The following is a 15572-nucleotide window of genomic DNA, read 5'->3' on the forward strand; positions in this document are numbered from 1 at the left end:
CGCGCGACGCTCGTCAAAGCACCGTACCGGCATCACCGACCTGCGAAACGCTGTGATCACCGCACCGGCTCTGGACCTCGCCGAGGAGCACCCGCAGCAGTGAGGCGAGCTGGTCCCGCTGCTCGTCGCTCAGCCCGGAAACCAGGCCGAATTCCCGCTCCAGCACGCGATCGACGGTCTGTTCCACCAGCGCGTGCCCGGCCGGGGTCAGCGTCACGTACACGGTACGACTGGGTGGTTCGGAGTGCCGCTCGACCAGCCCGTCGCGTTCGGCGCGGGCCACTCGCTGCGAGATCGCCCCCGCCGTGACCAAGGTCAGCTTCGCCAGTTCCCTGGTCGTCAGCGAGTACGGGGGCGAGCTGCGCCGAAGGACGCTGAGCAGGTCGAGGGTGGCCGGATCGACGTCCGAGTCGGCAAGGACGCGGCGCCGGTCCTCACCGAACAGCTTGGCCAGCTGCCACACCCGGGTCACGATGCCGATGGACGCGGTCGAGGTGCCGGGCCGTTCGCGCCGCCACGCCGCCTCGATCTCGTCCACGGCGTCCTTTTCGGACGCTGCACTCATCCCAGACCTCCACGGTGGTTGTCGTCCACGCTGCGCTCAGCCTATCATTTAGGTCTAAACGTGAGCCTGAACCGACGCGTACGAAGGAGGATGGATGACTCGGACGATCCTGGTCACCGGTGGGGGCACGGGCATCGGCAAGGCCGTGGCGGCGAAATTCGCGACGTCCGGCGCGGTCGTGTACGTCACCGGACGTCGCAAGGACGTGCTGGTCTCGGCGGCGGCCGAGCTGGGCCCGTCGGTCCGGCCGCTCGTCTGCGACAGCACCGATCCCGAGCAGGTGACCGCCGCGCTGGCCGGACTGGACGGGCCGATCGACGTGCTGGTCAACAACGCCGGTGGCAACACCGACTTCGATCTCCCCGAGCAGGACGGGCTCGCCGGGGTCCTCGCACGCTGGCGGGCCAATCTGGACGCCAACCTGATCAGCGCGGTGCTGACCACCACCGCGGTCGAGGACGACCTGGCCGAAGGCGGATCGGTGATCCACATCGGCTCCATCGCCGCGGATCAGGGCGCCGGATCGTACGGCGCGGCCAAGGCCGGGCTCGCGTCGTGGAACGTCGACCTGGCCAAGCAACTCGGCGCCCGCAAGATCACCGCGAACGTGGTGTCACCGGGCTACATCCGCGAAACCGAATTCTTCCGCGACAAACTCCCCGCCGAGCGAGCCGAGCAACTGGTCGACGCGACCAGCACCGGCCGCGCCGGGATTCCCGCCGACATCGCCGAAACGGTGTACTTCCTTGCTTCCGCCGGCGCCCGGCACATCACCGGGCAGACCTTCGGTGTGAACGGCGGCGCCTATCCGACCAGGTGACGGCCGGGAGGTCACAGGCTCTCGGCTTCTTCCTTGGTGATCGGGATGAGGTCGCCGCCCATGCTGTCGCGTTCGAGCTTGCTGCGGACATGGCTGCTCAGCCATCCCGAGGCCGTGTGCGTCTCCTCCAGGTCGTACCCCTGGGGACTGATCCACGTCCGGATCGCCAGAACCGTCTTGCCGAGCTCGATGAGCTTGAAGTACTCGTACCTGCCATCGGCCGGGTCGAACATGTGGACACGGGCATGCCTGATCGCCTCGAACCGGAGCCCGGCCTCCTCCGTGACGGGATGCGCTTTGGCTGCCGACTCTCCGGACTCGATCCTGCTCAGCACATCCTCCGGCTCCCAAACGAGCTTGTCGGTGAACGATTCCTGACGTACGACACCGTGCTCGTCGACCCACCGACGGGACATCAGCGCGGGTTCCTCCACGTGCGGGAACGCCTTGGTCACGATCGCGAAGTACTGGTACTGACGGTTCATCGGTTCCTCTTCCGCAAAAGGGACGCACCCCCGGCCGCGAGCTCCGGGGGCGCGTCCATTGTGGCTGCCGCTAAGGCTTGGTGGACGGGATGTCGATCGCACTCACCGGCGTCTTCACCTCGCCGAAGATGAGCGCGGACTGGCTCTTCAGTTCATCGATCTCGGCACGGATCTCGGCCCTCAACGCATCCCGCTCCTCTTCCGGGATCTTGTCGAAGTCGACCGCTTCGAGAGCACGCTTCCGTTCGTAACCCCAGTGTTCGACGTCACCCTTGGCGTGGAAGCTCTCCGGGGTGTGGAACTGGACCTCGAACAGCTGCCCGTCCTTCGTCTTGTAGGTGACGTTGATACCAGGGTAGTTGCCCTTGCCCGCTGCCTTCCTCGCCCAGAAGTTCTTGACTTCGATCACATCGAAGATCTTGGCGAACTCCGCCAGCGCGTTCTGCACGCCGAGGGTGTAAGTGCCCTCCGGGAAGTTGATCGTGTACCGGACCAGGTCGTTCATCTTGCCCGCGACCTCGTCCGGAGATCGCTTCGGCGGCGTCGGCTCTCCGGGCTTCTCCGGCCTCGGGTTCATCTCGTCGAACAGCTTGCGCTTGAACGACGGATAGGGAAAGACTCCCTTGTCCTTCAGCTCGAACCCTTGCCCGACACGCTCCCCCGTCGGGATCTTCTTCGCCACCTCCTCGACCTTGGGGGTGATCGCCGGTTCCCGCGCTTTGGCTTCGTCCATCTTTCGGTTGGCCCAGGTGTTCTCCGCCGGTGAAAGCCGGACCTTCAGCTGCCCGAGCGACCTGCCGTCGCTGGTGATTCCGAGGTCGATGTCGTGCTCGTAGGAATTGTCCGGATTGGTCCTCGGCTTGTCTTCGTCTTTCGCCGGTTCGCAATTCGCGGCCACCGCCGCCCTCGCTACGAGACAGCGTTTCGGCGGCTCGACCTTCAGCTTGGCACCGTCGAGTTTCGCCAGGCCGTTCTCGATCCGCAGCGTGCCGCCTTCAAGGCGGATGGTCGCCCCGTCGACGAGGTTCGGCGTGCCCTCAGGCCGGATCGTGAACGACTCCATCCGGTACAGCCGCTCGTCGACGACCGCGATGGCACCGTCGAACTTGGCGTCGCCGTTGTCGAAACGCGCTTTCAGGTTGAGGAGCTCACCGACCGCGTTCGGCAGCTTGTCGCGGACGGACTCGTGCAGCTTGACCGCGTAGCGCTCCAAGCCGGCCACCATCTTCGACAGCGGGCCTGAGCCTCCGTCGAGCTTCTTGGACAACGTCCGGACGGTCTTCCACGCCGCGCCGCCGGTGCCGCCCGCGTAGATCGTGGCCGCGGCGGCGGTGGCATCGAACAGAAGCCCGCCGAACGCCTTGCCGGGGTTGGTCTGCCACTCGGGCAGGTTGATCCACATGTAGGGGTTCTCGATGACGTAGATGGCGTTGTCGAGGATCTGCTTGCACTTGGACCAGTTGCCTGTGTCCACGCCCGAGACGACGCAGCCGCCGACCTCCCACACGGTGACGAACGGACTGACCGCGGCCGCGGCGAACCCCTTGATCGCCTCCCAGGAGAACTCGAAGACCTTCTTCGACTTGTCCAGATACCGCTGGCAGGCGCCTTCATCGACACCGGAGGTGCACCAGAACCAGTCCTCGACATAGTTGCCCAAAGCCTCGAGCGCCGGGCCGAGCTGGTCCTTGATCTTGAGCAGTTGCTGCTGGCAAGGCGGGAGGGAAGTGGCCACCTTGCAGACGAAAGCGCCGGCCAGGCCTTCCAGCGTCAGCTTGTTCAGCTCCTGCCGCTTGCGTTCGGCCTCGGCTTTGGCCAAACTCACGGCCTCGTCGTACCGCTTGCGGACGTCGGTGACCTGCTTCAGGCGATCGACGATCGAATTCTCGAAGGCGTCGAAACCCTTGGCGACTTCCAGTGCGGCGCTGCGGAGCCTTTCCGCCGCTCCCGCCGCTTGCCCCGCTGCCGCCGCTGCGGAGGTCGCCGCGTTGGCGGACCGGGTCGCCAGCGTCGCGTCCGACCGAGCGGAGTTCGCCCACTGCGCGGCCGTGGCCGCCGAACCTGACGCGGCGTCCGCGTGCTGTGCCGCCGTGTTCGCCGCATCGTTGGCGGTGAGTGCGTCCTGCGCGGCGGCGTTCGCCGCGTCGACGGCGCGAGCCGCCGCCTCGTACGCCGGCTTGACGTCGGCGACGGCCTCGTCCGCCGCCTTCTGCGCGCGAATCGCGGCCGCCGCCGCCTCGGCCGCCTTCTCCCGCGCGAGGCGGGACTGCTCTTCGCTGATGAGCAGCGCTTCAGCAGCGCCTGCCAGCGCCCTTCGTGCGTCGGCGTTGATCCCGGCGAGCGGTTTGAGAATGCTCTCCGCCGCCCGCACGGGGTCGATGACCAGTTCGGCCGAAGCGGCCGCTGCGGCTGCCGCCCGGTCCGCGATCATGGACTGGTACACGGACTGGTTGGCCTCACGCACCGCCGACTCGGCCTCGCGCTGCACCATTTCGGCCGCCGCGTTGGAGGCGACGGCCGCGTTGGCGGCCTCCACCGCGAGACGGTTCGTCTCGTCGGCGGCGCGGCGGGCCGTCACCGCCTCCTGGTTCGCACGCAGCGCCGCCTGCTGCGCCTCGTTCGCCGCGTTAGTCGCCTTCTGAGCCTCTGCACGAGCGGTGGCCGCCGCGGCCCTGGCACGGCTCGCCCACGCTTCAGACTGAGCGGCCGCGGCCTTGGCCTGATTGGTCTCGCCCTCGATGCGCCGGTAGGCCTCCCACGCCTCGCCGCCGAGCCGCTCGGCCTCGTTCCGCGCGTCCACCAGTCGTACCTCGTACTGCTGGTAGAGCTGGACGTTCTGACCGTGGACGCTCTCGGCGACCTCGAGCTCTTGCCCGAGCTGTGCGGCCTTCTGGACCGTCGCGTCCATGTCGGACTTGTACTTGACCGCGTTGTTGTAGGCGGTGGTGGCGTCCTTGGACTTGGAGATCGCGTTCTTGGCCGCACCCTGCGCGTTCACCCGGGCGGTGCGGGCGTTCGCGGCGTGCTGCTTGGCCTGCACCGCCTTCTGGGCGGCGAGGTTCTTCTGCTGTTCGGCGCGATCGCGGGCCTCGACGGCGATGTCACGCTGGACCCTGGCCGCCGCGGCCAAGTCGACCGCCTGCTGCGCCTGGCGTTCGGCTTCCGCGCGGTACTTGTGGGCGTTGTTCGCGTGCTCCTGGGCGTTGCGATCCGCGTCGAGTGCCCGGCTGTCGGCGAGCGTCGCCTCGATCGCGTGCTGTGAGGTTTCCGCGGCGAGCGCGGTCGCCTCGACGGCGTGAGTGATGCCGATGGTGACCTTGGCCCAGTCCAGACCGTTGGTCAGACCCGTCTCGACGAGGCGGGCCGCGGCGTTGTGGACCTGGGTGCTGATGCCCCGGGCCTCCTCGGCGATGCGGCCACCGCGTGAGGCGTACTCCGTCGCCTCGGCGCGCAACGCGTCGATATCCTGGTTTCGCCCCTTGGCGCCGTTCGCGCGGCCGGGTTTGTCTTCCTGGAAGATCTTGTCGGCCTTGTGCGCCGCCTTCACGGCCATCTGCATCGCGAACAGGCCGTCTTCCATGACCTTGACCGCGTTGATGTTCGCGCGCGTGATCTCGGCCCGGGCGCTCGCGGCGGCTTCCGCGCGTCGTGCCAGGGCATTGAGCTCGGTGATCGCCTTGTTGCGATCTTCCAGCGCCTTCTCGATGACCTCTTGGAAGTCGTGGTCGCGCTGGTTCGCTTCGGCGTAACCGGTCAGGTAGAACTCTCGGATGCGGGCGTAGTCGCCGGTGAGTAGGATCGCTTCGCCTTCGACCTGCACCTGCGGTCCGCCGTGCGCGACCATGTCCTGGACACGGCCGATGATGCGATCCTGTTCCGCCTTCGAGTCTTCGGCGTCCTTCTGGTCCTGCTTCTCGGCGATTTCCTTGCCATAGGACACGAAGTCGGCGATCACCGTGTCGTCGCCGGAATCGAGGGCGGCCTGCGCGCCGGCTCGCACGTGCGGGCCGCCGGTTCGCGCCCAGCCCTGCACCAGTTCCCGGTTCTTGGCCGCGGTGACGCGTTTGCGTTCCGCGGCTTTGGCCTTGGCCTCGGCCTCGCCGTAGTCGAGGAACCAGATGATCCTCGCCGGGTCGTTCGTGTCCAGCGCCGCCTGCGCGGCCTCCCGGACTTCGATGTCGGGAGCGTGTTTGGCGATGTCCTCGACCAGCTCACGGTTGAACTGATCCTCGTCGTCGAGGACGGGCGGGTCTTCCGACACGGTGGCCGCGGGTGTGGGCGCCGTAGCGGGCCTAGCGGCCGCACCCGCGGGGACGAGGCCACCCAGCAAAGCCATGATCATCGTGAGGACCACGGCCACGACGGACCTGCGCCACATCGCGGCGGCGCTCGCTGATCTGTTGCTCATGCGACTACTGATCCCCTCTGTCTCGATCGGTGGCCGCGGCGGCGTTCGCTCGTGCTTGTTCGGCGATCGCCTGCCAGGCGCCTGCCTGCTGGACGGCCCACTCGGCCTCATCGGCCCACGACGTGTTGCCCTGCTCCGCGCGGGCGATGACCGTCGCCCAGTCCTGTTCCGTCGTCGCGGTGCGCGCGTGCGCGGCGACTTCGGCCCAGGCCGCGGCTTGAGTGGCTGCCTTGTCCCGTTCCGCCGCCCAGTCCACGGAGGATTGGCTTGCCTGATCGTCGATCGAACGCCACGCGGCGATCGCGTCGGCACGTGCCTTCCGCGCGAGCTCACCGCTCGACTCGCGTTCCGCCTTCTCGGCGGCCAGTGCGGCCTCGGTCAGCATGCGGATCTTGCTCTGCCACAGAGCGTTCAGATCGGCCGCGTCACGACGGAACGCCTCGTCGTCCAGCTTCGCGGCACTCGCCCAGTAGTACTTGAAGAACAGTCCGATCGCGACGTCGTCACCGACCGACAACGCGCGTTCTGCGGCCGCGCGTACCTGCGGGCCGGGATCGTGGGCGGCCAGCTCGGCCACGTAATCGCGGTCTGCGCGCGTCTGCGCGGCGATCTTCTCCTCGTACCGGTTGTCGTTGATCCGATCGAGTTCCTGCGCTTTCGTGAGACCACTCTGGACGTACTCGCCCTTTTCGCTGTCGGAGCCCCGCAGAACACGCGAAGAAGTAGCGCGAACCGCGCTACCTGAAATCGAAAACCGGTTGACATCCTCGATGTATCGAGTATTCCGGGCGACCGTGTCTGCCGCTCGATTCTTCGCCTTCTGATACCCGGAATCCAGGAATTCCCTGATCGCTTCGGCTCTTCTGGAACTGAGTATCGCGTGCCAGGCCTCCGCCGTTACTTCGGGCCGGTAATCCCTGAGCGCGATTCGCCTGACGCGAGCAAGTTCTGCCTGTTCCTGCTGCTCAGCCGGGTCGACCGCGGCGACGATACCCTCGGCGGCAGCCGCGGATGAGCCGACCGAAACGATCCCTCCGGCCGCGACCACGACAGCTACTGCCGCACACAGGAGTGTATGACGAACCAATTTGTTCCCCCTAGAATGAATCCCCCGAACAAACAGGCTGACGGGCGAATGCCCGACTAATTCTTAGCACGGCCCGAGCGTGGACGACGAGTGATCTAGACCACTCGCGGTTGCCGCCTTCGCGCGACCATGCCAAAGTTCGGGAAACATCGACTAATAGCGCCGAAAAACTGGCTTCCGCCTACTCCATAAGGCGCATTTCGTTAGTCCCAGAGGGGGAGAATTCTTTGTCCAGATTCAGTCTGGTCGGTCGCGGCGTGCGCGGAATCGCCGCGCTGACCGTCGCTGTCACCTTGGTGGGCGGCCTCGCAGCCACACCGGCGCAAGCGGAGACGACCGGCACGACCCCGGCGGCGTCCACGCAGGCAGCGCCGGAGTCGACCACCGACGAGAAAGCTGCGGCCGCGCGCGAGCTCAACCTCCTCCTCACCCCGGAGATGGCGGTGATGAGCGACAAGAACTTCGTGATCACGTTGTGGCAGAAGGCCCGGGAGGGCAGCCAGGTCAAGGCCGCCGCGCTCAAGGCGTTCACCGACACGACCGATGAGCTCGCCTGCTACAACTTCATCAGGACCGGCATCTTCGAGGCTGTCCGTCGCGACCAGATCGAGTTGGAGAAAAAGGCGGAGCGCGACCGCCAGCGACTCGCCGCCGCGGCCGAGATCGGCTGGACGAACGTTCCGCAGGCGCTGCTCGACGGCTCGCTGGAGAACTTCGTCTTCAAGCTGTGGGAGGTGGCCGAAGAGGGCAGTGACGTCAAGAAGGGTGCGGCGGCCGTCCTGAAGACGGGTTCCACGGACGACCAGCGCCAGGAGTTCGTGGTCGCCGGCATCTACACCGCGTCCGCCGCCGACAAGAAGCGCAAGATCGACGAAGCCGAGCAACGCGAACGTGAACGTCTCGAACGCGAGGCGAACCGTAAGGCCAAGGAACTCGCCTGGGCCGCCGCGACGAGAGCGACGGCCACCGAGGAGCTCAAGAATCTGCCTGATCACGAATTCATCTACGAGGTGATCAAGCGCGCCGTCGGCCCCAAGGTCAAGGCCGCAGCCCAGGCCGCCTACGACAGCCGCGACGCGGCGGTGTGGAAGACGTTCATCTTCACCGGCGTCCACGAGGCACACAAGGCGGACATCGAGGAGCAGGAACGGCTCGACGCGATCGAGACCGAACGTCAGATCCGGGTGATCCTGGACAAGGCCGAACGCGATGGCTACCAGCCGAATCTGGTCGCCGCCGCCCGTGCCGCGCTCGCCGGCACCACCGCTCAGCGCAACGAGTTCCTGCTCACCGGCCAGCACGCCGCGGCCAAACTCGACCTGATCAAACCCGCCGACAAACGGGTCATCGAGCTCCAGGGCATCCAGTCCGGCCGCTGCCTCGGGGTCGCGGGCCAGTGGGACACCCCGGGCGAGGGCGCGCTGGCCAACGGCGCGAGGACGGAACTGTGGGACTGCTTCCGCAGCCCGAAACAGGTCTGGGAGCTGCAGGCCACCGGCGGCGGATACCGCCTGCTGAATCTCGCGTCCAAGATGTGCCTGGACATCAGCGGCGACAACGTGATCCAGAACCCGTGCAACGAGCATCCGAACCAGCGTTGGGAGTTCCTGGAGAACGCCGACGGTACGTTCCAGCTGAAGAACGTCGGTTCCGGCCGGTTCGCCACCGCGGCCGACTCGGGCACCGGCAACGCGACCTTGATCGTGCAGTACACCAACACCAACTCGATCGACCAGCGATGGCGCCTCATCGACCCGACCCACGTCTCCTGGACCGTCCAGATGACTCCCGGCACCATCCAGATCAAGGGCGTCAACTCGGGCCGCTGCATCCAGGTGGCGGGCTTGTGGGGTACACCGAACCAAGGTGCCAACGCGGATTTCGCCGGCACGGAACTCTGGGACTGCCAAGGCGGAGTCAAACAAATCTGGGAACTGGTCCCGCTCGGCGACAAGAAATACGGCCTGAAGAACAAGAACTCCGGCAAGTGCCTTGACGTCCGCCACTCCGAGGTCGCCAACGGCACGCCGCTGATCCAGTTCGGCTGTTACTACGGTGGCGCCCAGCAGTGGGTGTTCGTCCAGGGCGACAACAACACCCTCGGCCTCGCCAGCGCGCTGACCGGCAAATTCGCCGACGTCACCGGCTGGCAAACCGCCAACGGCTCGGGAATCTCACAGTACGACGGCACGAGCTCGATCAACCAGCGATGGACCATCATCCAGATGACCACCGCGTAGCCGTATAGACCCTTCCCTGACCAAAGACCGCGCTACCCGGCAAAGCAGCCCGGGTGCGCAATCCGTGAAGGCCTCCTTCCCTACCTTCAAGGTAGGGAAGGAGGCCTTCACGGATTGGTGAGCGAGCCAGGCATACGCCGCATTTGCCCTACCCACTCGGTAGTCACCTTGGTCGCTTGAGGTGATCTTCCCTCCGGCCCCCTGGGACACCGGCGATCCGGGCCTACCCTCAGGTGATCGTGTCACTTTCGAAAACCGGGGGGTTGTCGATGCACGGGACCCAGATCCGCTTCCAAGCCGTTGTCTGGACATTCGGGGAGCGCGACTTCGCGGCGCTGCTGATGGACGGGCACTCGCCGCACGAACCCGACGCCTTGCCGCAGGCGGCGCGATCCCGCGGATTACCGCTGACCACGGACATCCGGCGCGTTCCGCTGGCGCCCGTTCCCGGCTGGCGGATCGAGGTGACCTCCGAGGAGACGAGTCGCGGCAGGCAGACGCGCCTTACCGTGCACTGGCCGCGCGTCAGCCCGTTGCTCAGCCACGCCGACGTCGACCTTCCTCAACGGTGGCAACAGCTCGCGGTCACCCAGCGGGTCGGGTTGCTGCTGATCGGAAGCGACCTCGTCGGCGACCGGGACCTGCCCGAACGGGTGACGCGGCTCGCGGAGTCCGGATCGCTGGCCGCCGGAGTCGTCGCGTTCCGTTCCGGAAGCGCCTTTCAGCCACGAACATACGACCGGATCGTCGGGCATCGCCGAGCCCGCCGACCTGTCAACCGGTAACCAGAATCGGCGTTTCATCGATTTTTCATCACCTCTCCCTACCGTTCGACAAGAAAGATCAACAGTGTGGGGAGAGACCGATGAGAAGACTCAAGGCGCGCCTGCTCGCGACCGCCGTCCTGTCCGTCGTCACCTTGGCCGGCGCGATCGCCGGTTCGGGCGCGGCGCAGGCGGCTCCCGCCCGGGCGGACGGCGCGTGCGGGCCGGTCATGTTCGTCGTCCCGGGCTATCGGGACGGCGGGGCCCAGAAACTCCTGGACCCGGGGCTCGCGCCGGGCGGCGCCAACCCGGTGCGCATCCCGTATCCGAACGCCGAAGCGGACATCAACCTCTACACCGACGTCGACGCCGGCGTCGCCAACCTCAGGACCGCGCTCTACAACCTGTACGTCACCTACGGCTGCGACCTCGACACCAAGGTGTACATCGTCGGGTTCAGCCTCGGGGCGCTCGTCGCGGGCACGGTGCTGGAGACCGAGCCGCCCGGGCGGAACATCCAGGGCGTGCTGTTCGCCGACGGGCGGCGGCAGCCGGTCGAGTCGAACTGGCCGGGTGACCCGGGCGGGCTGATCGGGCACCTGCCGGTACCCGGACCCGGCGGCGCCGGATTCCGGCCGCTGGATTCGTTCCGATATCCGACGTTGAGTCTGTGCAACGGCCCGAATTCGGGTGGCGGCGCGGATTTGATCTGTTTCGGCGGCACCAATCTGGACAGCTACTTCACCTCGCATCCTTATTACAGTTTCGAGGTGGGCAACGAGCTGAACATTCACGGCGAAGGCCCGTACCCGAACAACCTGCGTAACCGCGTCATTCCGTAGCTCCACGGTCGCCGGTGCGTCGCCCAGGCGGCGCACCGGCTCCGGTCGGCCACGGAAAGCCGGACATAAAGGGCTTATCGGCAGCGCCGACCTGGGAGGTTGCTCCTCGGATCGAGACCTGCCCGTGGAGGCAGGACGACTGGGACGTTCGGGCAACCCTGCGCCGCGCGGGCCTCCAAGAGCAACCCGATCGCGGTTCTCGCGTCTTCCGGACAAAGCTTCAACAAAGGACGCGAGAGGGGCGCAGAAATGAAATTCACCGCGAAGAAGACGATCAAAATGGCCGTTGTGGGCGGAGCGGTCGCCGCCACCGCACTCCTTTCCGCATGCAGTGGGAACGGCGTCGCGGGAAATGGTTCTCCGGTGCGGAACGCGGCGGAGACGGCGGCGGCTGCCGAGCAGGTTCCGGAAGGCGCGGGCCAGGGGGCGGCCTCCGGCGGGACCGGCGGATCCGGCGCCACGTCGAACGGTGACGTCAACTGCAGCGAGCACGGCGGCCAGGTCGGCGCACCCGGCAGGCAGAAGATGGACCTGATCGCGGTGGCCGCCACCGACGGCACCACGCCGGGCTGCACCGAGGCGTTCACCGTGATCGCCGAGTACTACGACAAGCTGCCGCAGGCCGAAGGTCCGGGCGAGCGAGTGCTCGATGTCCGGGGCCGCTGGACCTGCGCCCGCCAGGCGGACGCCGCGGGTGCCCAGGGCGCGGTCGTCTGCGGCGTGCCCAACGACTCCCTGCAGCTGGAGACCCGGCCTGCGGGCGGCACCGGGCAGGCTCCCGACAAGCAGGTCCGCAAGTTCCCGAACTCGACCCACTCGGTGCAGTTCACCGGCTACGACGCCGATGTGCGGATGGCCCGCTTCCAGCTGACCGTCCCGGGCAAGGGCGGCGACGCCAGGCCGGTCGACGGCAAGACCTACCGGCTCCCGTTGCAGCCGGGCGGCAAGGTGTTCAGCGCGGCCACCCTGTGCCCGAGCGAGTCGGGCACGGTCACCATCGACGACGCGGGCCTCGGCAACGGGCCGTGCAGCCAGGACAAGCTGATCCAGCAGCTGACGGAGGGCAACCCGGTGCGCGCGCAGATCAGCGTGAACGGTGACGACCGGATCGCCTCGGTCAAGGAGATCTACCACCCCTGATCCCTCGCACGGGAGGCCGGCGGCCGGGAATCACCCGGCCGCCGGTTTTCGTGTGCGGACTCAGAGCCACGCCTGCAGATCGGCCAGATCCACCACCGGCATCCCCCACGTCAGCGCCGCCACCTCGAGGTCGGCGCTGCCCGCCATCGTGCCGTCGGGATTCATCACCTCGCAGCACACCCCGACCGGCGGGAGCCCGGCGGCGGCGCACAACGCGACCGTCGCCTCGGTGTGCCCGGACCGTTCGGCGAGCAGTCCCGGCCGCGCGGCGAGCGGGAAAACGTGACCAGGGCGCAGAAAGTCCTCCGCGGTCGCGGCCGGATCGGCCAGTTTCCTCACGGTGGCGGCACGTTCGGCCGCGGACACGCCCGTCCCGGTTCCCGCCGCCAGGTCGACCGGTATCGACCAGGCCGTCCCCTGCCGGTCGCCCTCGCCGGGCATCGGCGCGATCTCCAGCCGCCGCAACACTTCCGGCGCGCACGGTACCGCCGGGAAACCACAGACCCGGGTCAGCAGGAAGGTGAACGACTCGGGCCGGAGCCGGGCACCGGCGAAGATCACGTCGCCCTCACCCTCGGTTTCCGGATCCCAGACGACGACGCCGCCACCCGCGGCGAGCTGGCGCAGCACCTTCTCCACGCCGACGCGTCCTTCGACATGACCGGCCCACGGCAACCGGGGCAGCACCTTCCCCACCGACGACGGCGGCGACTTCTCCACCAGGCGGCAGACCAGGTCGAGTTCCAGGTTGACCCGGTCGCCGGTCGCCAGCCCGCCGAGTGTGGTGGCCGAACGGGTCATCGGCAGCAGCACCACCGAAATCCGGTCACGCAGGACCTCGGCGATGGTCACGCTGACGCCGTCGAGGGCGATCGGCGACTTCGCGATCAGCCGGTCCAGCAGGCGCTCCGGCGGCCGGATCCAGATCCGGCGGGCACCGCCTTCGTCGTCGATCCGCAGCACCTTGCCGACCGCGTCGACATACCCCTGGACCAGGTGGCCGTCCAGCGGGTCGCCGACCTGAAGCGGCGTTTCGACGTTGACCGCGGCCCCGGCCTCGATCGCGTCGAACGTCGAGCGGCGACGGGTCTCCGCGGACAGCACCGCCTCCAGGACGCCGTCGGCCGGCCGCACCGTCAGCCGTACTCCGTTGACACACGCCGATCCGCCGTCCTCGACGTGATCCGCGCTCTTCGGCGCGCGCACCCGCAGCACGTCGCCCTTGATCTGTTCGATGGAACCGAGCTCGCCGATTCGTCCGGTGAACATGAATAGACACCCCGTTTTGACGCCGTACCCCGGCACTGCCCGGCGCACGCCGGACACAGGGGACGCGGGGTCTCACCGCCTGGCCCCGGAATCGCACCGGGTCGTTCCGCCCCGTCGGCGGAACCGGCCGGCTGTACGGCCACACCGTGGAATCGCACCACGAGCCGATCATAACCACATCGCGGTCGGGTTCACGAGCAGCCGGAATCCAGATGTTCCGAACATCTGATATAAACATCTGAAGCACCCGCGCTCCGGATGGAACTGGATCCCATGCGAGTACTCTTCACCGCCCTGGCCTCGGCCGGCCATACCTATCCCCTGATCCCGCTCGCCGTCGCCGCCCGGGACGCCGGTCACGAAGTGCGTTTCGCCGCGGGCGAGCACGTCCATCCGCCCTTGCGCCGCAACGGACTGCGACCCTTTCGCCCGGCGGACGCGTTCTACGAGATCTATGCCGAGGACCTCGAGCCGGAACTGACCAGGCTCCGGCCCGACCTCGTCGTGCACGAATGGGGACAACCCGGGGCGGCCGTCGCCGCGGAGCGCGCCGGGATTCCCGCTCTCTGGCATGGTTTCGGCCGCATGTTCCCCGAGGGGATCGGGCTCCAGCGCCCTGCGACGCCCGACCGACACCATCTCGACATCTGCCCGCCTTCGTTGCAGGACAAGCACTTTATCGCGACAGCGGCGCGTATCGCACTGCGACCCGTCCCCTATTCCGAACCGGATCCGTGGCGCCTGGAGAAGACCTCGCGGCCGCTGATCTACCTGACGCTCGGCACCGCGTTCGGCACGCCGGAAGTCCTCGCCACGGCGATCCAGGGATTGTCCACTTTGGACGCACGGGTGGTCGTCGCCACCGGCCGGGTCCGCCCGGAGGAACTCGGCGCGCTACCGGACGACGTCACGGCGCGGGCGTGGCTCCCGCAGGCGGAACTGATGCCGCACGTCGACGCGGTCGTGCATCACGGCGGCAGCGGCACGATGCTCGGCGCGCTGGGCGCGGGCGTGCCGCAGCTGATCCTGCCCCAGGGGGCCGACCAGTTCGCCAACGCCGAAGCCCTCGGCGCCGCGGGCGCCGGGCTGACTCTCCGGTCCGAAGGACTGAGCGCGGAAGCCGTCGCCGAGCACACCCGGAAGCTGTTGCCGCGGCACGGAAACACCGCACACCGCGAGGCGGCCCGTGCGATCGCGGAGGAGATCGCACGGATGCCTTCGCCCGACGAGATCGCCCGCACCCTGCCGGAATGGGCCGCCTGACTTCAGTCGAGCCCGAGCACGCCGCGCAGCACGCGCCGGAGTTCGTCCGGGCGCCTGACGTCCACGACATGCGTCAACGAGGAACGGGCGACCAAGGCGACCGGAGGATCCGCCAAACCGGTTCGCGCGCCGGCGATCCGATCCGCGACGCGACCGGTCCCGCTCAGCACGACGATCGGCATCCTGCGGCGAAGGCTGTGCCGGACGTCGCCGAGCGTCACCTCTCCCCCGTTGATGACGAGCGTCGCCACGGGCAGCCCTTTCGCGATCGCGCCCGCCACGCCGAACAGCCACGGCGATTCGTCGCCCCAGTGCGTTCCCGGCACCGACACCAGATGCGTGTGACGCGGTTCGGGGAGCGCCGAACCGGGAGCGGGCGGATCGGAATCCGCCAGCGTCCCCTCGGCCGCCACGCCGACGAGCGGGAACTCCGCGCGGACGGCGGCACGGGCCAGCCCCAGCGCGCGCATCACCCCGGAATCGGTACCGCCGTCGACGACCGCGATCCCCGCCGCGGCCACGAGCGGGATCACGACGTTGCGCAAGGCCGCGTCGCTCGTTTCGCGGTGGGCCGCCGACATCTTGGCGGCGCCCCCGACGACCACCAAGACCCGTGAGCCGTGCTGGAAGCCGGCTTTCTTCGGCACCGCGGGCAATTCGGCGAGGCTGTCCACGGAAATCCGTTTCAC

The 15572-nt window shown here is 67.9% G+C and carries 12 protein-coding genes; 6 read left to right on the plus strand and 6 right to left on the minus strand.

The genetic code is table 11. The annotated features are described in order from the left end of the window. Positions 1-13: 13 nt before the first annotated feature. Positions 14-565: a MarR family winged helix-turn-helix transcriptional regulator gene (locus B0293_RS33015; RefSeq protein ID WP_005160816.1), complete on the minus strand. Its 552-nt coding sequence runs from the start codon at positions 563-565 to the stop codon at positions 14-16. A gap of 94 nt (positions 566-659) precedes the next feature. Between B0293_RS33015 and B0293_RS33020 the strand changes: the two genes are divergently transcribed. Beyond that, the gene (locus B0293_RS33020; RefSeq protein ID WP_005160819.1) at positions 660-1385 is read left to right on the plus strand and encodes an SDR family NAD(P)-dependent oxidoreductase; all 726 of its coding nucleotides are present in this window, start codon (positions 660-662) and stop codon (positions 1383-1385) included. A gap of 11 nt (positions 1386-1396) precedes the next feature. Here the strand turns inward: B0293_RS33020 and B0293_RS33025 are convergent, their stop codons facing one another. The 3 genes from B0293_RS33025 to B0293_RS33035 form a co-directional block, all read right to left on the minus strand. Next, on the minus strand, positions 1397-1870 hold the full coding sequence (locus B0293_RS33025; RefSeq protein ID WP_005160823.1) for a hypothetical protein: 474 nt from the start codon (positions 1868-1870) through the stop codon (positions 1397-1399). Between the two features lie 70 nt (positions 1871-1940). Continuing rightward, positions 1941-6278 (minus strand): ALF repeat-containing protein, encoded by a 4338-nt coding sequence (locus B0293_RS33030; protein WP_005160826.1) that lies wholly within the window; start codon positions 6276-6278, stop codon positions 1941-1943. A 4-nt stretch (positions 6279-6282) separates the two neighbouring features. Next, positions 6283-7326, minus strand: a complete 1044-nt coding sequence (locus B0293_RS33035) for a hypothetical protein (protein WP_005160829.1) — start codon at positions 7324-7326, stop codon at positions 6283-6285. A gap of 266 nt (positions 7327-7592) precedes the next feature. Between B0293_RS33035 and B0293_RS33040 the strand changes: the two genes are divergently transcribed. From B0293_RS33040 to B0293_RS33055, 4 genes are all read left to right on the plus strand, one after another. After that, complete coding sequence (locus B0293_RS33040) at positions 7593-9605, plus strand: RICIN domain-containing protein (RefSeq protein WP_039918925.1); 2013 nt, start codon at positions 7593-7595, stop codon at positions 9603-9605. A 269-nt stretch (positions 9606-9874) separates the two neighbouring features. Then, complete coding sequence (locus B0293_RS33045; protein WP_005160837.1) at positions 9875-10390, plus strand: hypothetical protein; 516 nt, start codon at positions 9875-9877, stop codon at positions 10388-10390. Between the two features lie 80 nt (positions 10391-10470). Further along, positions 10471-11211, plus strand: a complete 741-nt coding sequence (locus B0293_RS33050; RefSeq protein ID WP_005160839.1) for a hypothetical protein — start codon at positions 10471-10473, stop codon at positions 11209-11211. A 249-nt stretch (positions 11212-11460) separates the two neighbouring features. Beyond that, a complete protein-coding gene (locus B0293_RS33055; protein WP_025584447.1) occupies positions 11461-12351 on the plus strand; it encodes a hypothetical protein in 891 nt (296 codons plus the stop codon). Positions 12352-12411: 60 nt separating this feature from the next. Here the strand turns inward: B0293_RS33055 and B0293_RS33060 are convergent, their stop codons facing one another. Beyond that, entirely contained in the window at positions 12412-13620 is a 1209-nt protein-coding gene (locus B0293_RS33060) for a 3,4-dihydroxy-2-butanone-4-phosphate synthase (protein WP_005160843.1), read from the minus strand. 273 nt (positions 13621-13893) lie between these two features. Between B0293_RS33060 and B0293_RS33065 the strand changes: the two genes are divergently transcribed. Further along, positions 13894-14883 (plus strand): glycosyltransferase, encoded by a 990-nt coding sequence (locus tag B0293_RS33065; RefSeq protein WP_005160845.1) that lies wholly within the window; start codon positions 13894-13896, stop codon positions 14881-14883. A gap of 2 nt (positions 14884-14885) precedes the next feature. Here the strand turns inward: B0293_RS33065 and B0293_RS33070 are convergent, their stop codons facing one another. Next, complete coding sequence (locus tag B0293_RS33070) at positions 14886-15572, minus strand: hypothetical protein (protein WP_005160847.1); 687 nt, start codon at positions 15570-15572, stop codon at positions 14886-14888.

Source organism: Amycolatopsis azurea DSM 43854, assembly GCF_001995215.1.
Classification (GTDB): domain Bacteria; phylum Actinomycetota; class Actinomycetes; order Mycobacteriales; family Pseudonocardiaceae; genus Amycolatopsis; species Amycolatopsis azurea.

Bases quoted from the DNA above. Each gene is read 5' to 3' on its own strand.
- B0293_RS33025 (WP_005160823.1), bottom strand. From the start codon at position 1,870: ATGAACCGTCAGTACCAGTACTTCGCGATCGTGACCAAGGCGTTCCCG.
- B0293_RS33065 (WP_005160845.1), top strand. From the start codon at position 13,894: ATGCGAGTACTCTTCACCGCCCTGGCCTCGGCCGGCCATACCTATCCC.
- B0293_RS33030 (WP_005160826.1), bottom strand. From the start codon at position 6,278: ATGAGCAACAGATCAGCGAGCGCCGCCGCGATGTGGCGCAGGTCCGTC.
- B0293_RS33060 (WP_005160843.1), bottom strand. From the start codon at position 13,620: ATGTTCACCGGACGAATCGGCGAGCTCGGTTCCATCGAACAGATCAAG.
- B0293_RS33055 (WP_025584447.1), top strand. From the start codon at position 11,461: ATGAAATTCACCGCGAAGAAGACGATCAAAATGGCCGTTGTGGGCGGA.
- B0293_RS33020 (WP_005160819.1), top strand. From the start codon at position 660: ATGACTCGGACGATCCTGGTCACCGGTGGGGGCACGGGCATCGGCAAG.
- B0293_RS33050 (WP_005160839.1), top strand. From the start codon at position 10,471: ATGAGAAGACTCAAGGCGCGCCTGCTCGCGACCGCCGTCCTGTCCGTC.
- B0293_RS33015 (WP_005160816.1), bottom strand. From the start codon at position 565: ATGAGTGCAGCGTCCGAAAAGGACGCCGTGGACGAGATCGAGGCGGCG.
- B0293_RS33045 (WP_005160837.1), top strand. From the start codon at position 9,875: ATGCACGGGACCCAGATCCGCTTCCAAGCCGTTGTCTGGACATTCGGG.